13 protein-coding genes, 2 pseudogenes and 1 other annotated feature are annotated in these 21,359 nt (G+C 58.9%); of the genes and pseudogenes, 7 read left to right on the forward strand and 8 right to left on the reverse strand.

Features of this window, described 5'->3' with window-relative positions; translation table 11 throughout:
- The first annotated feature begins 149 nt into the window (after positions 1 to 149).
- From AC0L3U_RS36320 to AC0L3U_RS36335, 4 genes and pseudogenes are all read left to right on the forward strand, one after another.
- Positions 150 to 1,214: an IS110 family RNA-guided transposase gene (locus AC0L3U_RS36320; RefSeq protein WP_259219173.1), complete on the forward strand. Its 1,065-nt coding sequence runs from the start codon at positions 150 to 152 to the stop codon at positions 1,212 to 1,214.
- A 601-nt stretch (positions 1,215 to 1,815) separates the two neighbouring features.
- Positions 1,816 to 3,008 (forward strand): annotated as a pseudogene (locus AC0L3U_RS36325) (IS256 family transposase).
- A gap of 559 nt (positions 3,009 to 3,567) precedes the next feature.
- Positions 3,568 to 4,827 (forward strand): pectate lyase family protein, encoded by a 1,260-nt coding sequence (locus AC0L3U_RS36330; protein WP_259219174.1) that lies wholly within the window; start codon positions 3,568 to 3,570, stop codon positions 4,825 to 4,827.
- Positions 4,828 to 5,260: 433 nt separating this feature from the next.
- A complete protein-coding gene (locus AC0L3U_RS36335) occupies positions 5,261 to 6,190 on the forward strand; it encodes a TauD/TfdA dioxygenase family protein (protein ID WP_259219364.1) in 930 nt (309 codons plus the stop codon).
- A gap of 639 nt (positions 6,191 to 6,829) precedes the next feature.
- Here the strand turns inward: AC0L3U_RS36335 and AC0L3U_RS36340 are convergent.
- The 3 genes from AC0L3U_RS36340 to AC0L3U_RS36350 form a co-directional block, all read right to left on the reverse strand.
- Positions 6,830 to 8,185: a carbohydrate porin gene (locus tag AC0L3U_RS36340; protein WP_259219175.1), complete on the reverse strand. Its 1,356-nt coding sequence runs from the start codon at positions 8,183 to 8,185 to the stop codon at positions 6,830 to 6,832.
- A 1,624-nt stretch (positions 8,186 to 9,809) separates the two neighbouring features.
- Positions 9,810 to 11,162 carry an oxygen-independent coproporphyrinogen III oxidase gene (hemN, locus tag AC0L3U_RS36345; protein ID WP_259219176.1) on the reverse strand — a complete coding sequence of 451 codons (1,353 nt, stop codon included), beginning with the start codon at positions 11,160 to 11,162 and terminating at the stop codon, positions 9,810 to 9,812.
- A gap of 1,436 nt (positions 11,163 to 12,598) precedes the next feature.
- Entirely contained in the window at positions 12,599 to 13,129 is a 531-nt protein-coding gene (locus AC0L3U_RS36350; RefSeq protein WP_310473301.1) for a GcrA family cell cycle regulator, read from the reverse strand.
- Between the two features lie 205 nt (positions 13,130 to 13,334).
- Here AC0L3U_RS36350 and AC0L3U_RS36355 point away from each other — a divergent pair, with 205 nt between their 5' ends.
- The gene (locus AC0L3U_RS36355; protein WP_259219177.1) at positions 13,335 to 14,573 is read left to right on the forward strand and encodes a cytochrome P450; all 1,239 of its coding nucleotides are present in this window, start codon (positions 13,335 to 13,337) and stop codon (positions 14,571 to 14,573) included.
- A gap of 1,020 nt (positions 14,574 to 15,593) precedes the next feature.
- Positions 15,594 to 15,706 (forward strand) — a sequence feature (AL1L pseudoknot).
- A gap of 47 nt (positions 15,707 to 15,753) precedes the next feature.
- On the opposite strand, the gene AC0L3U_RS36360 is transcribed toward AC0L3U_RS36355, so the two are convergent.
- Genes AC0L3U_RS36360 through tnpA form a run of 4 tightly spaced genes read right to left on the reverse strand, consistent with a single transcriptional unit; the run spans position 15,754 to position 18,738 of the window.
- Positions 15,754 to 16,356: a plasmid pRiA4b ORF-3 family protein gene (locus AC0L3U_RS36360; RefSeq protein WP_259219178.1), complete on the reverse strand. Its 603-nt coding sequence runs from the start codon at positions 16,354 to 16,356 to the stop codon at positions 15,754 to 15,756.
- Positions 16,353 to 17,918: an IS66 family transposase gene (gene tnpC / locus AC0L3U_RS36365; RefSeq protein ID WP_259219179.1), complete on the reverse strand. Its 1,566-nt coding sequence runs from the start codon at positions 17,916 to 17,918 to the stop codon at positions 16,353 to 16,355. Before tnpC ends, AC0L3U_RS36360 begins: the two co-directional genes overlap by 4 nt.
- 50 nt (positions 17,919 to 17,968) lie before the next feature.
- Entirely contained in the window at positions 17,969 to 18,322 is a 354-nt protein-coding gene (gene tnpB / locus AC0L3U_RS36370) for an IS66 family insertion sequence element accessory protein TnpB (RefSeq protein ID WP_259219180.1), read from the reverse strand.
- Complete coding sequence (gene tnpA, locus AC0L3U_RS36375) at positions 18,316 to 18,738, reverse strand: IS66-like element accessory protein TnpA (protein WP_259219181.1); 423 nt, start codon at positions 18,736 to 18,738, stop codon at positions 18,316 to 18,318. The genes tnpB and tnpA overlap by 7 nt, the downstream gene beginning before the upstream one ends.
- A gap of 102 nt (positions 18,739 to 18,840) precedes the next feature.
- Here tnpA and AC0L3U_RS36380 point away from each other — a divergent pair.
- Both AC0L3U_RS36380 and AC0L3U_RS36385 read left to right on the forward strand, forming a co-directional pair.
- Positions 18,841 to 19,053: pseudogene (locus AC0L3U_RS36380) on the forward strand (helix-turn-helix domain-containing protein); the annotation flags it as partial.
- A gap of 329 nt (positions 19,054 to 19,382) precedes the next feature.
- The gene (locus AC0L3U_RS36385; RefSeq protein WP_259219182.1) at positions 19,383 to 19,598 is read left to right on the forward strand and encodes a hypothetical protein; all 216 of its coding nucleotides are present in this window, start codon (positions 19,383 to 19,385) and stop codon (positions 19,596 to 19,598) included.
- A gap of 525 nt (positions 19,599 to 20,123) precedes the next feature.
- On the opposite strand, the gene AC0L3U_RS36390 is transcribed toward AC0L3U_RS36385, so the two are convergent.
- Positions 20,124 to 21,326, reverse strand: a complete 1,203-nt coding sequence (locus tag AC0L3U_RS36390; RefSeq protein ID WP_204513591.1) for a diaminopropionate ammonia-lyase — start codon at positions 21,324 to 21,326, stop codon at positions 20,124 to 20,126.
- Positions 21,327 to 21,359 lie beyond the last annotated feature (33 nt).

Genomic DNA, 21,359 nt, shown 5'->3' on the forward strand with positions numbered 1-21,359 from the left:
GCACAAGAACTTCACGATGAGTCCTCGTGGAGATGAGAAACCGTGCGCTGTGTGCTTGACTGGGGACATCAGAATGGAATGGTCCGGCCGTGCTCCGGCCCTGCCAGCACGAGAAGCTGGCAAGGGGCGCCCAAGACAAGGAGCACGCCATGTCTCAGAAACTCGACGCTTCGCCCGCCGTCATCGGCATCGATATCGGCAAGAACTCGTTCCACATCATTGGCCAGAATCAGCGCGGCGGCATCGTGCTGCGGCAGAAGTGGTCGCGCGGCCAGGTGGAAACGCGGCTCGCCAACCTGCCGCCGTGCTTGATCGGCATGGAGGCCTGCGTCGGCGCGCATCACCTCAGTCGCAAGCTGCAAACGCTTGGCCACGACGCCCGCTTGATGCCGGCGAAATACGTGCGCCCCTATTCGAAGGGACAGAAGAATGACTTCCGAGATGCGGAAGCCATCGCCGAGGCGGTCCAACGCCCGACCATGAAGTTCGTCGCAACCAAGACCGCCGACCAGCACGACCTGCAGGCGCTGCACCGCGTGCGCGAGCGATTAGTCGGTCGGCGCACCGGCGTCATCAATCAGATCCGTGCGTTCCTGCTGGAGCGGGGCATCGCCGTGCGGCAAGGCCTGCGCTCCCTGCGGTCCGAGTTGCCGGGTATCCTCGCGACGCGCACCGATGTGCTCTCGCCTCGCATGTTGCGCATCATCGAGGATCTGGCGGGTGACTGGCGCCGGCTGGATGAGCGTATCGAGGACCTCTCCAGCGAGATCGAAGCATTGGCCCGTCAAGACAAAGGCTGCGAGCGACTGATGACGGTGCCCGGCATTGGCCCGATCATCTCGAGCGCGATGGTGGCTGCGATCGGCACTGGAGACGTGTTCTCGAAAGGCCGCGACTTCGGCGCCTGGCTTGGACTGGTGCCGAAGCAGATATCGACCGGCGACCGCACGATCCTCGGCAAGATATCAAGGCGCGGCAATCGCTACCTGCGCGCGCTGTTTGTGCAGGCCGCGTGGGTTGTGCTGGTCAAGGTCAAGGGCTGGGAGCGCTATGGCCTCAAATCTTGGATCGAAGCCGCCAAGAAACGATTGCACCACAACGTGCTAGCGATTGCGCTCGCCAACAAGCTCGCCCGGATCGCCTGGGCGGTTCTCAACAAGGGACGCGCCTTCGAGTGCGTCAACACGGAGGAGACGGCGTCCCGAGCTGCCTGATCCTCGCACCGTGCTCGGGGCCATCAAGGCGCGGCCTGACCGCGGTAGAGCAAGACGTCAGGACAGCACGACGGCCGGCCTTGACGGCCCTTGCGCGCGGCGCGTCTGCGCGCGCAGGCCGGGACAAAGGAACGACCGCCAGGCACGAACTAAGGAACAGCACGAAGTGAGGTGCGATCGATGACGTAACCAACATCCCTTACCCGCCGAGGTCTGCGAGAGGAATGAGACAACGATGGAGGATCGGTCTTCCCGGCGCATGCGAACACTGGTGACCCGAATGGCCCGTTCGAGGCCTGTCCGCTAATTAGCTCGAATGCGCGCTGATACCCATGATGGCCCGGAGCACAACACGCTCCAATCAGAGGCCGGATACATTGATGCAAGACCGCATCTGCCAGGTTGACGAAACCTCTTGCAACGCGCGGCCGGACCATACATTCGGGTCATGTCCCCGGTGGTGGTGTAGCTCGGTAGAGCAAAGCCGCCCGGACGCGCGCCCCCAATAGCGCCGTAGCGGGCGGGCGGCTTTGCGGTGGTCACCGGCAGTTCTCCGGTAGGATCGGGTTGCGACACACCAACGCAACCAGAGGAACCACCGATGACCGACGAGATGATGAACCTGCGCACGCTGGTAGAGAAGACCCCGACGCCGATCTGCTCCGCGAGATGATCGGCTTTGCCGCCCAGCGCCTGATAGAGCTGGAAGTGGGAGGCCAGACCGGGGCGGCCTATGGCGAGAAGAATCCCGAACGCCTGGCCCAGCGCAACGGTTACCGCGACCGGATCTGGGAGACCCGTGCCGGCGCCGTCGAGCTGCGCATCCCCAAGCTGCGTAAGGGCTCCTACTTCCCAGGGTTCCTGGAGCCGCGCCGCATGGCCGAGAAGGCGCTCACCGCCGTGGTGCAGGAGGCCTATGTGCAGGGCGTTTCGACCCGCTCGGTCGACGATCTGGTGCAGGCCATGGGCATGACCGACATCTCCAAGAGACAGGTGAGCCGACTGTGCGGCGAGATCGACGACAAGGTGAAGGCCTTCCTCGCCCGTCCGATCGAGGGCGACTGGCCGTATCTGTGGATCGACGCCACCTACGTGAAGGTGCGCCAGAATGGCCGCATCGTATCTGTCGCAGTGATCGTCGCGGTCGGCGTCAACAGCGACGGCCGGCGCGAGGTACTGGGGATGAACATCGGCCCCTCCGAGACCGAGACGTTCTGGACGGCGTTCCTGCGCAAGCTCGCCTGCCGCGGCCTGCGCGGCGTCAAGCTGGTCGTCTCCGACGCCCACGAGGGCATCAAGGCCACCGTAGCCAAGGTGCTCAATGCCAGCTGGCAGCGGTGCCGCGTCCACTTCATGCGCAACGCGCTGGCGCATGCCGGCAAGAGCGGGCGGCGGGTCGTCTCCGCGTTCATCGCCACAGCCTTTGCCCAGGACGATGCCGAGGCCGCCCGCACTCAATGGCGCAAGGTCGCCGACCAGCTCCGGCCAAAGCTGCCGAAACTCGCCGGCTTCCTCGACGAGGCCGAGACCGACGTGCTCGCCTATATGACCTTCCCACCGCAGCACCGCACCAAGCTGCACTCCACCAACCCGATCGAGCGCCTCAACGGCGAGATCAAGCGTCGGACCGAGGTGGTCGGCATCTTCCCCAACGAGGACGCCATCGTTCGCCTCATCGGCGCGATCCTGCTCGAACAGAATGATGAATGGGCCGTCCAGCGCGTCCGTTACATGACACTGGAAACGCCCTTGAGCGATGATCCGAGCGTCAGCCTCACGGCGATCGCCAGCTGACCGGCCCGGGTCTCGCCGGCGAACGCGGTGATACACCGCCAGCTACACCACGCCACGGGACACGATCTCTTTCGCCCAGGATATTTCGAATCTTCGTGTCAGGGGGATCTGTGTTGAACTGGGAAAATCGTTTCAGAATGGCCGCCGAACAGCCTAAACAATGCATCTCGCCGGCACCATGCAAGCGCTCGATCTGAGACAGCTCTGGGACGCCATGCGTGGACTTTTGTCCTCTATCAACGCTCGATTGGCCGTCGCATCTTGTTGAGATGCTGACGGCGCCTTACGGTGAGCTGTGGGAGTCCTGCTTTGATTCTGACGGGGCTCTCGAAGCATCGACCCCTGCTTTCATCGGCTGTGATTATCCAATGGCTACCCAGATCCACGCAGCTGGTAGGAAGCCTGGGACTGCACACTTCGGCTGTCGTGTAGCATGGCTCCGATATTCCGAGGCTGCCTTATTGAGGACGATCTGATGGCGTTAACGCCGCATGCTGATGGACTGTTCCAGTTCAGCCGGTCCTCGCGGATTTCCGCGTAACAGAGAGAGCATGTGACTGTGAACGACACGATGAAGCACATCAGGCGTTCGTTACGCGTGTTCGGCGGAATTGCTCTCGTCCTCGGCGTCTCGTCCGTGCTCGGACCTAACAATGTGCGATCCGAAGCCCTCAAAGGCTTTGGCGTTGGAGCGACGGGCGGCCTTGGAGGCGAGGTAGTTCAGGTCAGATCAGCCAAAGATCTGACGTATGAGCTGTGTCGTTCCTACAGCTTCGGGTACTGCAGTAACAATACCCCGCGTGAGATCCAGGTAATAGGAACTATAGACTTTACTGCCACGGAAGGGCGAGGCGAAGGGCAGGGTTGCCAATATGGCCGTGCTTGTTCGGCACCTTACAAGCGTGAATCCCTTCTTCTTATGGATGGCAACGACGCGCATTGCGATGGGAAGGAGAAGATGTTGGTCGGCTTCGACAGGGCCGGTAAGCGTCCGCTGGAAATCGGCTCAAACAAGACAGTGATCGGTGTTGGCCCGAACGCTACAATGAAAGGGAAGGGGCTGCGCCTGAATGCGGTCAGCAACGTCATTATTCGCAACCTGACCATCGGTGATATCAATAGCGGCGTGATATTTGCCGGCGATGCTATTGCAATTGCACGAGCCGACCTGGTTTGGATCGACCACAACCGGTTTCATAACGTCGGGCGGCAGATGATTGCCGGCGGCTTTGGCCCGACGACGAACATTACGATTTTCTGGAACGACTTCGATGGCAGCGATACCTATTCCTCCTATTGTAACGGAGAGCACTATTGGAATCTCCTGTTTCTCGGTGTCCCGCAGACGATTACCATCGTAAATAACTATTTCCATGAGATCTCGGGGCGGGCGCCGCACATTGACGGTGCGCAGGGCATTATTCATCTCGCTAACAATTACTTCCACAATACAAATGCGCAACAGAGCGGCGGATTTTTCCATGCGGTGGACGCTGGACCATCTGTGCAAGCACTGATCGAGGGTAATTACTTTGACAACATTGAAACACCTATAAAGACTGGTAGTGGACATATCTTTGGCTTCCTAGGCAAAGCCAGCGCGACCGTGCAGAGCATCTGCTTCAGCGTGCTCGGACGTCGGTGCATCGAGAACATCGCGATCCCAGTGCCGCGGATCAACGGCTTTCGCCTGGATCAAACCGTAATTCAATCGTTTGGAGCTCTTCCAAGGTCATCTATTCCTCTTCCATTTTCAGCGGAGGATGTTCCGGCAGTGATCACGGCCAGGGCAGGTCCCGGACACCTTGAGAACCGGTGATAGCTCGTTCGCAGACGCGGCTCGAGACTGGGCCGATTGCCGCAAATAGTTGGCCAGAAGGCGCGTACTGGACGAGAACGGCACGCATGCCGGACCTTGCACGCGGGCGGTATGGCCTTCTTCGGGTGCCGAGCTTTAGAATCCCTGTCGATTGTGCGCGCTATGCCTTTCGCCGCCGGCCTAGGCGCTCGTCTCAGATTGTTACGTCGGGTTTTGGTGGGGTCGGGTTGAAAAGGATGGGAGGCGGCATCGACTTCATGGCAAACTGTTCGAATTATCATCCGATCCGCGACCTGACGGACGTTCACAGCTCCGTTTTCCGTCTGGCATGGTGCTTGCTCAAGAGCACCCGTAGCGCGAGGTTCGCCTTCGAAACCGAGTGACACGCGCCCTCGTCCGCGTAAAGAATCCGCAAAACCTGGAAAAATTCGCGATGAATGAAACAGCTTCGAGCGAGAGTGGCATTCCACCGACCGACGTCGTCGAGCGCGCAGCGCGCATCGGTGTTGAAATCAGAAATATCAAGCTCTCGGGTGATTTGCCGAGCAAAACCGTCGCTGCGATCAACAGCTTGCTGCTCGAACACAAGGTGATCTTCTTCCGCGATCAGGCGCATCTTGACGACCCGGAGCAAGAGCGTTTTGCTGCTTGTTTGGGAAAGCTGGTGCCGCATCCGACACTCGGTGCGATCAATGGAACGACCTCGATCATCGAGCTTGATTCCGCGCGCGGAGGTAGCCGGGCGGATGTATGGCACGCCGATGGAACCTTTCTCGCGGCGTATCCCAAACTTGCGGTGCTGCGAGCCGTTGTGATCCCATCGTCGGGCGGCGATACGATTTGGTCGAACGCCGTGGCCGCCTACCTAGATTTGCCGCGGCCGCTCCAACGGCTTGCCGACGAACTCTGGACCGTTCACAGCAACGCCTTCGACTACGCTGGGACCTGCCGTGTTCGCGAAATCGACCAGAAGCATTTTGACGAAGTCTTTACCAAAACGATTTATGAGACAGAGCATCCGGTGGTCCGTGTACATCCCGACACCGGCGAGCGCGCGCTGGTGCTCGGCGATCTGGTGCAAAGGTTTGTCGATATTCCGAAACGCGACGGTCAGAAGCTGTTTGATCTATTCCAGTCCCATATCATGGCGCCCGAAAACACCGTACGCTGGAGCTGGAAAGAAGGCGACGTCGCGATCTGGGATAACCGCGCAACGCAGCATTATGCGGTCAATGATTACGGTGATCAGCATCGCGTGGTTCATCGTGCCACAATCGATGGTGACGCGCCCGTCAGCGTCGATGGCCGATGCAGTGTAACGCGCCTCAAGTCGACGAAATACCCCTCCACGACAGTTGCCTAGCAGCTCGGCAATTCATCGATAATGCACTGCTCTTATCGAATGTTCGCGCGAATAGATATTTGCGAAGAAAAGTTCACCGAGCAGAACGCCGCGCGCAATTGGATGGGAGGGGCTAACGCGCCGCAGACTCGCGAGCCGACCTCCTTGCTGAAGTGAGATGCTGAAAGCTCATCTCAAGCCAGCGGAAATTGATTCAGTATTCAAGTAGCGCAAGTCATCCGGCCGCGGCAGCTTGATTTGCCGCGGAGGATACGTGTCCGCCGACCTTGTGCATCGGCTTTCGGCCAGCGTCACAACCGTCGGGCAGAAATAGCGCGAGTCTGAGGCAGCGAAGCAATGTGGCTGCCGCAAGAGCAGCATTCGATTGAACAAATGAGCACCAGAGATCAATTCCGCGGCCGGAGGGTGTAGATCTTGCGCAATACGACGCGGCCTACCGCTCGTAGACGAAGCAGCAAGGCTCTAACCTACCATTCCCAACAGCATACTACCTTGGACATCACGGCTAAGTTTACGCGGTACCCGGCTTCGCGTCAGGAGCACAGCGATACCCAAATCGCCGTGATGAGTGGGCCCAAGCCGTTAAAAAGGACGATTGTGATATCGACTACATTGCCAATTCATGCGAGTCTCAAGGCCTTAAAAAAACACCGACGTAGATACCAATATATTCAGGGCGTGTCCCGTTTGTGGCGTGTAGGTAATGCTTGTCGGGTGATTGATGTACGTCAGCCCTACGGTAGTATATATCCCGGGCGCCAGATGGGCCGTATACAGTCCCGAAATTGCCGTGCTGTCGCGGTGCGCCAGCTGCTCTTTGGCCATTGCAGCGTCCACTGCGAAGTGGCTCCAGATGGTGTTGCTGACAACAAGACTCATCTGATCAGTGGGCCGGCCGTCAAATAGGCCTTTCGCATACAGGCGAAGCTCGTAATACTGACTAGCCCTATTCAGGTCAGGCGGAGCGTACATCGCAGAGAACCCGCCGTAGATTCCGCGAGATGCCGAGCTGTAGGCGGCAGACTGCCAGAATTGCTTGTCCGCAGCTACGTAGTAGACGGTGTTCGCCTTGGCTGTTGCTTGCGTCGGATGCCCTAGGTCCGTGTAGCTGCTGTTGTTGAAGCCCGCGCCAGCCCGCAACCACGTCTCCAGCACACCTGGAATAGGCTTGTTCCTATACGCAAGTTCATCAAGCAAAAGAATGCCTGCGTCGCGCGTGCTCCAGTTCAGGCCAGTGGGATTCTCGCTTACATGCGCATATTGACCAGCTGGACTGACCGAGCGCTGGATTGAGAACTTGTTATATAAGCGATCATCAAAATTGTACTTGAGGTTAAGAGCAGGCGTTGGCGCCCAATTGTTGCTTATGCCTGCTTGAAAAAGCATTTTCGACGAGGGTCCAAACACCTTGTCGCCGGCGCCCGCAAACTCATGTTGGTTCCTGAGATAGCCCACTTTGAGCTCGATTTTCCTGTCGAAGAAGGTTTGATAGTAAGAAAATGCATTGAGTCCCAGTCGGTCTGGCCCGGCGCTCTTCCATGTCCAGTATTGATGCTCGGCTCCGACCACGATCTGGCCATCGGAAATGCCGAACCTAGCGAGGTCATAGGTCACGATCATCGAGTTGACCGTACTAAATGTCGGATTCTGGCCAACGTATTGCTGATTGGCGATGGTGCTTCTGGAGGCATTGCCGAGCTCATCGTTGACAAACGTGTTTAGAGTCCAGCCAGCAAATCCAATCCCGAGGTCCGAAAGCTCGGATCTGACAGAAGCTACGTCCTGATTTATCGTGTCCGCAGCACCAGGAGCAGTGAACGCGCCACCTTTTTCGCGGAGGTTATCGAGTTTTGCGAATGGATCGGTCTGCGTTTGGATTCCGCTCTTGGCAGTCTCGATGGCACTGTCGCGCTTTGTCGTGGACGTAGCTGTTTTCGACAGGAAGCTCCCAGAAAGGCGCGCTGCTCCCTTGGGCCGCCCGCTTCGGAATGTCATGGCCGGATCCGAAATTGTTCTGCTTGTTGCCTCGTCGAGCTCATCGGGGCTGTGGCTTCTTGGGCCAGAGATCTCGCCACTCCGCGCGGCCGAACTGCTGGCGAGACTAGCTATCAGACAAAGGACAATACGACTTCCTGGCTTCGCAGTTGGTCCAGACATGAAAGCAACAACGCCAGCCGGGTGTGCTTGCATGAATAGCTGCGTTATAACGCAATGATGCATGGTGATTTTCGCGTCCGTCGATTTGAATAAAGTGCACTTCCACTGACGGCCTAGAGCGGATGTCAAATCTTGCCCCTCAATGCGGTGGGTGACGCTTGACACCAGGTGGCCTATCTATGTCAGCGAGACCGCTCAGCCTTGCGCGCTATCACCACAGCGGCGCCGCTTGGCCTACGTGTGGGTACACAGCGCAAAACGACCCAGTCGCTCGGTCGTTAATCGAAGGCGAGCTTCTGCTGCAGGGTGTCGACATTGGCGGGCTGGCTCGGTGTGCGCGTTCGCTAGCAAGAGATTGGTGGCCGATACACGGAGCCCAGCGACCTTGCGACAAACCTGCTGGCAAAACGAAAGAAAATAGTTTTGAACAGAGAGCAGCGGCAATAGCGGAGCTCGCACAACAACACGCCCGATCCAAGAAACGCCGCTCGCAGCTCGGCCGATGGGATGAAGCACAGGCAGGCAGCAGGGGCTAACATCCTTGACGGCCCGTAAGCTCGCCGCCACAAACTCTCGAGTGGCTCTCATGGGAAGATGGAGAACACGATTGGAGACAGTTTGGTACCTGGGGACGGCGAGACAAAACATCCATCAGCTCCATTGATCGATGAAATCTATATCGCGTGGCGACTTCTTATGCGGCCGAGCGAATTTCACCGCCACTGACTGGCATGTGTCCGTGGTCTCCATCAATTGCTAGGTTTGGTAGTTGACTGAGCGGGAGGTCGGCTGTCGCTGCGCGAATCGCAGCTAATGTGTCGCTCGACTCCACAGCGCCCCGGCGTTCACGGCCGATCGGTATGGCAGCGTCGACGGGTGAATTCTAGGCGTCGCTTCGATGCACGTCGCGCGAAGCTCTTACGGGGAAAGATCTTTTCGAGAACCGTGATCCCGCCGGATCTGGTTATAGTTGTTGCGCTCGACTATAGTTTGCGCCGTATCACGCAGTATTTCGGCTGCCACCGCTGGAGCCAAGGGTCAGATGTCCTTGTTCATCCCGACGGGCTCGATCAGGGTTTTCGATCCGGAAGCCCCTAAACGCCGAGATATCATCATCTCCGACGACATAAGATGATCCGTTCTCGATCTCCAGTTGGTTGGCGGCGTCGCGCAACCAGTCATCGTCCCCATCGACGTCCGTGGCTACACGGCTAATGGCGGTGATGGGATGAAACTTGTATGGTCATGCTGCTTGGGCGAGGAGCGTTGTTGTCGGAGTGTCCAATTCCCGGCAGCAGTGCGTCCAGCTCGTCTTCGCGCCGCGGGCCAGGGCGAGTCTCCGCCGCACAGCTTCGCACGGCGTCGTTGACCGATTTGGAGCTGGTTGTGAGTGTGCCAGGTGAGCGAACGCATTCCTCAGGCTTCCTGGCGCGTGCAGCAAAACGTGATGCATTTCATCCAATCATTGCGTTGGCTGGTCTGAACAGAGGGGGGCGCGAAGATAACAATCGAATGCGGCTGCCACAGCCCGAGTGAGAAAACGATGCTCCGGCCTCACGCGGATGAATCCCTTTTCCATTTCGACGATCCCATCCTCAGCGAGCATTGCCAAGCGTTCGCCTGAACCGAGGAAACCCACCGGCTCAAATCCATGAGCATCGCCAATTGCCGCCACGTCGACCTCGAAATCGCACATTAGCCGCTCAATGATCGCGGCCCGGACGCGGTCTTCAAGGCTGAGACAGTAGCCCCTTGACGTCGCCAGACGGCCGGCGTTGATTTGGCCGCTGTAGGACCCCGCTGTAACTTCGTTCTGGACGTAACCCTCGCCAAGCCGGCCGATCGCCGACGGTCCGAAGCCGATCACTTTATTGCAGGTGTCGGCCGAGTAACCGAGTGAATTCCGCCGCAGGCGACCGGCTTTCTGCGCCAGCGCGAGCTCATCGTCCGGCAAGGCGAAATGGTCGAGTCCGATCTGGCGGTAGCCAGCTGCAGTCAGTGTATTGGCCATCGCGGCTGCTTGTTCTGCACGGGCATGGCTGTCTGGCAGCGCTGCCTCGTCGATCAGGCGCTGATTCTTCTTGAAGGAAGGAACGTGCGCGTAGCCGAACACCGCAAGCCGGTCTGGTCGCATGGCCAGCGCCGTTGTCGCGGTCTGAACGCAGGACTGCACCGTCTGACTTGGCAGACCGTAGATGAGGTCGAAGTTGACGCGCATTATTCCATGCTGCCGCAGCGATTCGACAACGCGCTCGGTTTGTGCCTCACTCTGGACCCGGTTGATGGCTTTTTGGACAATTGGATCGAAGCTCTGGACGCCGAGGCTCGCGCGGTTCACGCCGGCAGCCGCCAACCCTTCGCATGTGGCGAGCGTGAACGTGCGCGGGTCGATCTCAACAGCAATGGCGGCCGTGTTCGAAATCGCAAAGCGGCGGCGCAGAAGCTCCATCAACCGCCGGAATTCCGTTGGCTCGATGAGGGTCGGCGTTCCACCGCCAAAGTGGACGTCGCTCACAGGCAGCGGTTGCGCAAGGTGCGCCGCGACCAAATCGATCTCCTTACGAAGAACCCCCAAAAAGTCGAGGATAGGAGAATGCCGGCGAGTGATGCTTCGAGCGAAGCCACAATACCAGCAAATCGATCGGCAGAACGGAATGTGGAAATAGAGCGACACCGATTGATCAAGCGGCAGATGCTGCAGCCATCTCTCACAGGCGTCGGCGCCGACTGCTTTGGAGAACTGGGCTACAGTTGGATAGATGGTGTACCACGGAAGGCGAGCATCGTAATACGTGCTTAAGATCGAGGTCTGCAAGGATTGTTATCCCATGTTTACGAAGTTTTCCGTCGCAAGCGAATTGTCTTGCATCCCTTTGCTTGCCAAGGGCGATCGGGACTGTCGCTAGGCAATTGGGAGCTTGCGTGACGGCCGATCTGCCGAAGAAACGCGCTGTCGGATAACAATCCGCTCCCCTCGGACACAGAGAGAACAAGTTCTGCAAGCGAGATACTCGGATCAACACGGCCACGGCGAGGTCCCCAATTCGTCCGCCTCGATAGTCTTATTCTTTGGCAACGAGACACCCACCAGGGCCGTTTATGCTGCTAGAGCTCGAACTGCTCCACGATTGACTCGTGCGAGGTTCAATGACCAACATTGATACGGTCCCGTATTCTCCATCAACTGACAAGGTTGGTAGTTGATTCTGCGTGCGTATTCCCCATCGGTCCAGGAATAATGCGTCCGCTTGGCTCCGTCCCGGTACGTAGTGAAATTCGCCAATGGAGGGATTGTCGGTGGGCGTCTTCATGGGTCCCTCGCAGAAGAAGTCCTTTCATGCGTCCGTTACTCGGCGGCAATATCGCTACGAGCGAAACGTTTCTATCGGCGGCTCTCGCGCAGCTGGCGTGAGGAAATGAGCCGGGTAGGTGAGCGAGAACGGATGGGTGCAATTGAACAGCCGGCCGCCTCAGAGGCGCCGCCGGTTTTGCACAGACGTCAAGGCACCTACGTTGGTGTTAGCCGTTTTCGTGTGTCTGTGCACCGCAGGAGCCGACCTTTTAAGCGACGTCAGGCAATATCTCGCGAGGGCAGCTCGTCAAGCCGCTCCAACGCTAAGCATGGCGTCGCCCGACCACAGGCCATTCTATACGAGGTTCTTTCGGGAGAACGGGCGAGCGATCGAATAGTGGAGCTATCTGGTACTCACCGCTTCACCTTCCTCCGTTTCATCTCCGCCGTCAGCTCAAACCTATCGAAGCCGGCGAGGAAACTCGCGCCTTCGTCTAAACCCGGAAGGTCCGATCACAGTCGGAGCACCACCGGGCTCACCCCCGGACACGTCGTACCTCGATGATTTGCCGAGTGTTCAGTCCCAGGCCAGCTCTCCACACGTCGGTCGCAGATATCGAAAGTGGTTGAGGATCAAGCGGCTTCACTCGGCTCGTGTAGTTCGTTGGGCGCGGCGTTGTGCCGAAAGTTCCGAACACCGGCGCAAACGAGGACGGCGGGCGCTTCCCCAAAAACGCGTACCCGAAAACGAGGCTCAACAAGCAGAATGCTCTCTTCTCTCCAATTCAGCGCATCCGGCCTCTTGAAATTGGATGACTTGATGTACGATCGATCCCTCCTGCCGCGAACGTTCTACTGGAGGCCACTGTTCGTCGGATAGGCACAAATCGCGCGAAACCAATAGCCCGAATGAACCGACTACGGCGGCCTAGACCCGGGAGATCGCGGCGCCCATAGCTCTAGACGGTATTCCTGACCGCCTCAGCTAGGATTGCGTAAAGGTGCCGCTTGCTCATTTCCTGAGGCCGCGTTTCTAGCGCCGTTTGCGGCCGCTTCTTTCGGACGCGATCGCGGCGGGCAGCCATCGACGTCGGCCCTCGCTTGGGGACCGATCTAATCTTGGGTTTTGCTGTTGGTGGCTTGTGACCTCGAGTGAGACCCAACCGAGTCAGCCTGCCGCAAACGGCGTTGCGACTGCACTCGAGATGACCTGCGACCTGCGCGGCGCTCTGTCCCTCGGACCAGAGCTGTTTCAGCTGTGCCAATTCTCTTCTATCCCAGCGCATGGAAGATACTTTGTTGCCAGTTCGGACGTCCGTCACCTCGCGCAATGTAAGTGGTCGAGTGGCAAAGGGGCTGCCTGCCCGAGAAAATGACGATAAGCGGCTGGGTGCCACAGCTGCGAGTACTTGCGGCTTGATGTTGACTACCACAAAGGACGCGTTCGCGCGCCTCCCAATCCTGATAGGGGACTTCGCTCGCCTTTCCATTATTCTTCGTCGACAGTGACCGAACCAAAGTCCGTAGCATGATTTCAGATTCCGGAGCTCGCGCGAAGTCGAGCCATGAACATGCGTGACACATCGTTAGTGCACCACCCAAGCTCGTCGTGTTTCGAGCGAGCTTCCCCGCGAACTCTAGACAGCGCACTCAGCTGATCCAGCAAAAGTGCAGGCCAATGTCAGCGAGACAATCATGACAGCGTTATCGGCAGAAAGCGCCTGCGAGAGCACTGATATCCCGCTGAGCCGCCTTGATGTAAGCGAACCCAAGCGCTTCGAGGATGATACCGTTTGGCCTTATTTCGAGCGGCTGCGAAGGGAAGATCCCGTCCATTATTGCGAAAACAGCCCATACGGACCATATTGGTCGATAACAAAATACCGCGACATCATAGCCGTGGACTCAAATCACACAACATTCTCATCAGAGCGAAGCGTCACAATAGTCGACCCTCCGGAGGAGTATTGGACCCCCAGTTTTATCAAAATGAATCCTCCTCGCCATGCTCAGCAGCGTAAGACTATCAGTCCGATAGCGGCATCGGAGAACTTGGCAAACCTTGAAGGCTTGATCCGCTCGCGGGTTCAGAAGATTTTGGACGGTTTGCCGCGCAACGATACCTTCAACTGGGTCGACAGGGTCTCGATCGAGTTGACGACCCAAATGCTGGCCACGCTGTTCGATTTTCCATTTCAGGATCGGTGGTTGCTGACCTACTGGTCGGACGTAGCTGCCTTGACCCCACAAATGGGCGACCAGATCGACAGCTGGGAAAAGCGAAAGGTGGTGCTGTCGGAGTGCCTGGACTATTTTACGAGGCTTTGGAGCGAACGGATCAATTGTGAGCCGCGCGGTGACCTGATCTCGATGATGGCGCATTCACCGGCGACCCGAAACATGGAGCCCCGCGAGTTCCTGGGGAACCTCATTCTGCTGATTGTTGGAGGTAACGATACTACGCGCAACTCAATTACGGGGGGCGTCTTGTTCATGAGCCAAAATCCATCCGAAATGCGAAAACTCCGGGATGATGCTTCGTTGGTGTCCGGCGCGGTATCCGAGATTATACGATACCAAACGCCCATTGCACACATGCGCCGGACCGCTGTGGATGATTTCACGATAGGCCACAAGCGAATCAGGCGAGGCGACAAAGTTGTGATGTGGTACATCTCTGGCAACCGAGATGACGAGGTCATTGCGAGAGCCAACAGCTTCATCATCGATCGGGAAAATGTACGGCAACATCTCTCTTTCGGATTTGGGATTCATCGCTGCGTGGGTAGGCGCCTTGCCGAGCTGCAGCTGAAAATCCTGTGGGAGGAGATGCTGAATCGATGTTTGGAGGTAAATGTGGTCGGCGAACCGGAGCGAGTTCAATCGAATTTTGTGCACGGTTATTCCGCACTGCCGGTGCAGATCCCAGGTTAGTCTCGGCTGCGGCCGACCTTCAACACTGTCATGCCGTTCAGAGCCGGCGGTTAGGACCAACGACTTTCTGGAGACAGTTCTCTAGGTAAAGTTCACCGGCGTTGCGTGACGGGCTTACGGTTGTTTCGAAGGTTGCGGGCAGAGGCCGCTATCGCGTCGAGGATTTTGGCCGGGCGGCTACGATACTCTTCACGGCCTGCAGGAGCCGTGCCAGCGTTCAAAGTCTCGGGAAGCAGTCCGTCCAGTCGATGAACTGAATGACCAGACGGGCCATACGAGGGGGGCTCACTTCATGTGAAGACGAGGACAAGCAGGCTCGAGCAGAGTAGCGCAAATCCGGCTGCGGTCAGCCCGAGGAAACTGCTGGAGACAAGATCATGACTGCCCATGAACGACCTCTGCGGCGAGGAATAGAGATCTGCAATCGCCGCTCCGCTTCCCTTTCTGGCCAATCTCGGCATTGTTATTCAATGAGCCGCATAATTCCTGCTGGTCTCGGGGCACGGCGCACTTTTCCAGCAAGATCGAGCGACAGTTCGCCGCGTTCCGGCGGGCATCCTCGTTTTGTGCTCTCGTGGTTGCAAACGGATCGCTCCGCCAGAAGCTGAGTAGACCAGAGCATCTTGACAGCAAAACTCACTCAATCGTGCCGTCAGCGTTTGAGCGCTTGCAGGATTGAGCGCCCATCTGAACCGCCGCCGCGGGTTTGGCGGAGGCTCCAAGTCTTGAGAAGGTGGAGCCATGACAAGCAAGACGACGACAAATGTTCACCCGAGCCCGAGCCCGAGGGGTTCGTATAGCTCTGTATCAGGCCAACGAGCACAGGTCGCGCTGGACGACGGTGACTTCCATTGCGGCCAAGATTGGCTGCACGCGCAGACCTTGCATGACTGAGTCAAGAAGGTTGAGATCGACAGTGGGCAGCGGGCCGGCGTTCCGACCGAGCTGGCCGAGAAGCCCAAGGCTCTGGAACGGAAGAACGCGAGCTTCGCCAGCCAACGAGATCCTGCGTAAGGCAAGCGCTTATTTTGCGACGGCGGAGCTCGGCCGCCGGTCCAAGCCATGATCGCATCGACGATGATCGTGCGGGGCATGGGGTCGAGCCGATCTGCAAGATGTTGCCGATCGCCCCCTCGACCGTAAGCGTAGCGCTGCGGCCCTTTTGAATGACGCTTGACGTCTATTTTGTTCGCGTGGCGCGTCGCCGCGGTTTCCATGTGTCGGACAACGCGTTGACGGCGGCCTCGAGGGCCTTCCGGTCGATCACGTTGGGATCGAACCGCTCCGGGCCCCAGCGGCGCATATGTTCGTGCTCCGGATGAGCAGGGTCGCTGATGGCGTCGAGGTATTCGGCATAGCCAGGCGCACCGCCGACGTCTTCCGGAGGACAACGACCGGCGGCCTCGAGCAGGAAGGGCATGCCCTCCGTCGTGGTGTTGTCGAACCATTTTTCGAGCTTGATCACATGGTCCCAGCTGTCGCCGAAGTCATAGAGATAGTGGATCGTCTTGGCGCCGGTCTCTCGAACGATATCGCAAAGCCGCGCTTTACGGGCATCCATGGGCTGGTGGCCGTAATCATTGTCGGAGTCGGGAATCCCCCAATGTGCCTCACCAGCGAAGAACTCGAAGAGGTGACTGTTCGTCCAGCCGAATGCCTCCTGAAGCGTCAGATGCAACCGTTCAAGGCGCAGGGTAACGGGTACGACAAGGCGACGCATCACCTCCGGCTTCACATCCTTGAGAGTTACCTTGATCCGGACCGCGGTCGTGTTCAGGCTCATGCCGCCAGCCTCGGATGGTGTGCATGCATCGTGTAGATCCATGCCCAAGGGAGCAGTTCGTCCAGTCGCGCCGCAGGCCAACCATTGACGAGCTTCGCGAGAACATCAGCGAGCCAGTGCTCGGCACTGACGCCATTGAGCTTACAGGTCTCGATTAACGAAGCCAGAACTGCCCAATTCTCGGCGCCCTCGTCGCAACCGGCAAAAAGGGAGTTCTTAGCATTGAGCTTGATCGGCCGCATCGCGCGCTCGACAGCGTTCGTGTCCATCTCGATGCGCCCGTCATCAAGATAGAGCGTCAAGCCGTCCCAGTGACGCAGCGCATAGCGCAGAGCCTTCGCCGTGTCGCTCTTCTCGGCAAGATGATCAAGCATTGCCTCAAACCATTGCTTCAAAGCTGCAGCCAAAGGCCGGGCATGCGCTTGTCGACCCGCGCGACGCTCGGCATCAGATCGGCCGCGGAGTGCTTTTTCGACCGCGTAGAGCTGGGCGATGCGCTCGAGCGCTTCGCGGGCAACTGGAGCTGGCGCCGGAGCAGCTTCGCGCTCGATCTTCACAAACTGGCGCCGCAGATGGGCCCAGCAGAAAGCGAGCGTCCCGGACAGGGCGTCCGCACGCGTCCCTCGGGTCATGGTCTTGTAAGCCTGATAGCCATCGCAATGGATGATGCCGCGATAGCCTTCGAGCAGTCTCAAGCCATGAACGGCCCCACGGCCCGGTGCATAGGCATAAACTACTCCGGGCGGATCAGGCCCGGCCCAGGGCCTGTCATCGCGTGACAGTGCCCAGAAGTAGCCAGTTTTGGTCCTGCCGCGCCCCGGATCCAACACCGGTGCGGGGGTCTCGTCGACACAGAGCTTCGAAGAGGCGAGCAGAAGCTGGCGCAGACGATGCCACAAGGGCTTCAATTCTTGGGCGGCATAGCCGACCCAGAAGGCAAGCGTGGAACGGTCGATGGCGATACCGTGCGTCGTCAGCATCTGCGCCCGGCGGTAGAGCGGCAAATGCCAATGATACTTGGCGTCGATCACATGCGCGACGAGCCGCTCGGTCGGCAGTCCTCCCCTGATCAATCGCTCGGGAGCAGCATGCTGGAGGACGACGCCGTGACAGGCGCGGCAGGCCAGTTTGGGGCGGCGGGTGACGATGACGCGATACTGCGCCGGTACGACGTCCAGCCTCTGGCTCTCATCGTGACCGATCTCAAAAAGGTCGCCTGCGCAGCACGGGCAGCAGGTTGCAGCGGGCATCAGGGTCTCGATGATGCGCGGCAAATGCTCCGGCAGCCTGCCACGATTGGCCCTGCGCTCGGCAGCTCTCTTCTCGCGCGTTTTGGGATTGGCGCGGTCCTCGGCTGCCTTGAGAGCCGCGACAGCCTGATCGATATCCTCCAGAACAAGCTGGAGCTGATCAGCGTCAAGCTTTTCCGAGGATCGACCGAACTGCGCGTCTTTTGCAAGCTTGAGCAACCGCTCGAGCCTGGCGCAGCGATCCAGCAGAGCCGCGGCAAAGGCACGCAACTCGGCTGGATCGCTCGGCAGCTCATCAGGCAAATCACTCATTGGCCCGATTCTGCCATGCTTCGCGCCCCGATGCAGCGAAGATTTGTGTCCTACGCAAGCGCTTTCGGATGCGGGATTCGAGGCGCATGCATGCGTGTCCAATCCATGCCGGCCAAAAGCGCGGACAACTGCGCGGCGTTCATTCGCATGACGCCGTCAACGACCGGCGGCCACTTGAAGGCGCTGCCCTCAAGCCGCTTCCAATACATCACGAGGCCACTACCATCCCAGACAACGATCTTCACCCGATCAGCGCGCTTCGCACGGAAGACCACCGCCACGCCCTCCATCGGATCGTGGCCCAGCGTCTCCTTCGCCAACAGCGCCAGGCCATCCGCGCTCTTCCTGAAGTCTACAGGTCGGGTCGCAACGTAAATCATGAGGCCAGCGGGAGCCGTCAGCATGAACGTGTCCGGCGCAACGCAACAAACACATCACTCAACACAGCAAGGCCAGGCGTCCCTCGCACCTCAACTCGTGCCCCATGGAGCTCAACCGTCACAACGGCTGCTTCCGGCGACCCGGAGGGAGCTGCAGCCGCCGATGGCGACGATTCCGACACCAACGGCACAAACGACAGTGCACCCGCCGCAGCTGGCAGCACCAGTTGACCTGAACGCGCCCGGCGCCGCCAGTCATGCACCTGCTGGGGCCGGCAGCCATGGCGACGTGCGACATCTGTTACGATCGCGCCCGGCTCGAGACTGTCCGCGACAATCTGCGCCTTCAAATCATCTGGCCACTGTTTCCGGCCGCCGCCGGCGTACACTTCTATGCGCGGTGACAACGGTCGTCTTATGTCGTCCGAATGGTCGTCCATTGTGAGCACCCTTGCAGAAGATGACTCTTCTAGCGGCGCTCACAGGTCTTCGCACAAACAATCTGATCGGCCTCGCAGCCCCGCTTACCCTCGACCTGCCGCGGAAGCAGATTATTCCGAAAGGCGGGCGACATGCCACCAGCGATGTTCAGATCTTCGGCAAAGGCGGTCACGGGGCAATAGCTCTCATTGGTAGAGCGCGAAGGGATCGCGCCTCTCAAGGTGCAGGGCCAATCGATCCAACAGATTGGACGTCGCCTGGGGCGGGCTGATTCGACAGTCTCGCGTGAACTGCGGCGCAACGGGCGCCCGCGCCGAACCAGAGGGCCGTGGCCGCCCACGTGAGGACCATAGCGCCCGCGTGAGGCTGGGCCGGCGCTCAGGGAAATGCGGTTGGCGAGAGCCCGGAAATCCGAGCCGAACGGGACGTTTCCGTCCTCTTCGCAAGGAGACGATTCGAACGCGGCGGGATCGTTTCGAACGCAAGCGCCGCGCGAATTGCGAAGATACCAAGCCGCGTCAAACAAACCATGAATTCACTTCTGCACGCGAGAGGCTTTTAGCCGCTCGACAAATGTGCGCTATACCGAGTGCAAAGAGGGCACTAGCCTTATCGCATTATCCGTCGAAAGGAGAGATGGAGCGTGAGCGAATTTACGGGAGAGGTTCAAGCGAATATGGGCCTGGTCTTGGATCAGGTCTGTGCGGGACTGCCGAATGGCGGTGACCACGAGAGCCGTCGGTATGTCGCTGAGCAACTGATTCAAGCGGTGCGGGCGGGAAAAACGACTCTGGGGCAGCTGACCTCTGCGGGACGTCGCGCTGTCGTCTATCTGAAGAATGCGCCGAAATCAGCCTAGCAGTCCCTTGTTGCCGGCCCGATCTGCCCTGCGTTCGCTCGCAGGCAACCGCTTACCCGACAGACCTCGTGGCGTTAGGGCACGTTGACGGGTGGCATGGGCGCGGTCGGGCGCGGCATGAACGCGCTTTGGCGGTGGCCGCGTGCCGCCAGCATGATCGCGAAAGCCGTGAGAACGATCAGGAGTCCACGCATATCGACAGATTACTCGGAGAGCTGTATCGCAATTATGAAACGGCTCATAGCCGGTGTGCCGAATCAAAGAAAATGAAGCTGTTGTATCATTCGATGAGGCGAACGGACGCGGTTGGACTGCAAAGCGCCAAAGTCATAGCGCTTGTTCTTGCGGCAAGACGGCAAAGCCATGCCTTTTGTGCCGAAAACGTGCGTACGGGCCTCGTTGGAAGCAGAAATCTGCGGCGGATTTCAATCGTAGGATCAATCGCTGGATGCCTTCGTTCTTGGCCTTCTGTTGGGCTTTCGTCCCCGTCACGAGTTCACCGAACGGGCCGCGGATCATGAGCGTCTAGGCCTCCAAGCTTCTCCTGACCACTTGCGATAGAGACTGACCCACGAGCTGTTCGTAAACGCCAGGATCCGTCGCACCCTCGGTATTGATGAGGAAGACCCGTGCGTCAGGTTCAAGACCAATCAGGCCGCGCAAGGTCGAATCGGCAGCAACTTTCAGCAACCCTGCCAGACCAACCCCGCCACTTTCGCCTGCAACGATAGCCGGATCACCGTCCCGGGGATTGGCCAAACGGTTCATAACCGCGACGGCGTCCTCGTCATCGACAATCATAAAAGCGTCGGCTGCGCGCGAAAGGATGCGCCAAGCGACGAGCGAAGGTTCGTAGCACTCGAGCATCGCCATCACTGTCGGCTGCCCATGAGCTACCTTGACACGATGCCCGGTTCGAGCGCTTTCAAACAGGCACGCTGCGCGCGATGGATCGACAACCGTGAAGAACGGGCGATTATCACCTAACAACACCGAAAAATGTCCGGCGACCGCTGCGGCAAGTCCACCGACTCCTGCCTGGACGAAGACGTGGGTCGGAGGTTCGGGCAACTGTCGTAGTGCTTCAGTCAGGAGCGCGGTATATCCCTGCATTACCAGACCAGGAATACGCTCGTAGCCCGGCCAGGACGTGTCAGACACCGTGATCCAGCCGTTCTCTGCGGCAACTCGGGATGCTTCGGCAACGGAGTCATCGTAGTTGCCGCTGACGCGGATCATCTGCGCGCCATGTCGGACGATTGCTGCGCTACGCTGATCGCTGACGCCCGAGTGAATGAATATAGCGCAGTTCGCCCCCACTAGCTGAGCGCCCTGCGCTACGGACCTGCCATGATTGCCGTCCGTGGCGCAGGATACCGTCATCCCCCGTGCTACGGCCTTCACCTCAGGTGCGTGAAGCTCCGAGATGTCGACAGCCCTGCCGAGGCGCGGAGTTGCTGCTTCTAAGACGAGCCGGATCACGGCATAGGAGCCGCCCAAAGCCTTGAAACTGCCAAGGCCGAGCCGGTGACCCTCGTCCTTGACTTGGATCGAGCCCACGCCAATCTCGTTGGCGAGGCCCGGCAATGAAATCAGCGGTGTTTCCTTGTGGCCATTGCGATATCTAAGAAACCGCTCCACCTCGCACGCAGCTTCGCAACTCAGCATGTTGGCATCCGCACCATCCAAAGGCGCCCGGTGGTCAGTGCGATGGTTAAGAAGCAACATGGTTCGAGTTCCCGGGGCGCAGATCTAAGCATC

Source organism: Bradyrhizobium sp. Kon69, assembly GCF_055807515.1.

Coding starts and splice junctions, on each gene's coding strand:
- AC0L3U_RS36320 (WP_259219173.1), top strand. CDS start 150: ATGTCTCAGAAACTCGACGCTTCGCCCGCCGTCATCGGCATCGATATC.
- AC0L3U_RS36335 (WP_259219364.1), top strand. CDS start 5,261: ATGAATGAAACAGCTTCGAGCGAGAGTGGCATTCCACCGACCGACGTC.
- AC0L3U_RS36340 (WP_259219175.1), bottom strand. CDS start 8,185: ATGACATTCCGAAGCGGGCGGCCCAAGGGAGCAGCGCGCCTTTCTGGG.
- AC0L3U_RS36350 (WP_310473301.1), bottom strand. CDS start 13,129: ATGGAAAGGCGAGCGAAGTCCCCTATCAGGATTGGGAGGCGCGCGAAC.
- AC0L3U_RS36355 (WP_259219177.1), top strand. CDS start 13,335: ATGACAGCGTTATCGGCAGAAAGCGCCTGCGAGAGCACTGATATCCCG.
- AC0L3U_RS36360 (WP_259219178.1), bottom strand. CDS start 16,356: ATGAGCCTGAACACGACCGCGGTCCGGATCAAGGTAACTCTCAAGGAT.
- tnpC (WP_259219179.1), bottom strand. CDS start 17,918: ATGAGTGATTTGCCTGATGAGCTGCCGAGCGATCCAGCCGAGTTGCGT.
- tnpB (WP_259219180.1), bottom strand. CDS start 18,322: ATGCTGACGGCTCCCGCTGGCCTCATGATTTACGTTGCGACCCGACCT.
- tnpA (WP_259219181.1), bottom strand. CDS start 18,738: ATGGACGACCATTCGGACGACATAAGACGACCGTTGTCACCGCGCATA.
- AC0L3U_RS36390 (WP_204513591.1), bottom strand. CDS start 21,326: ATGTTGCTTCTTAACCATCGCACTGACCACCGGGCGCCTTTGGATGGT.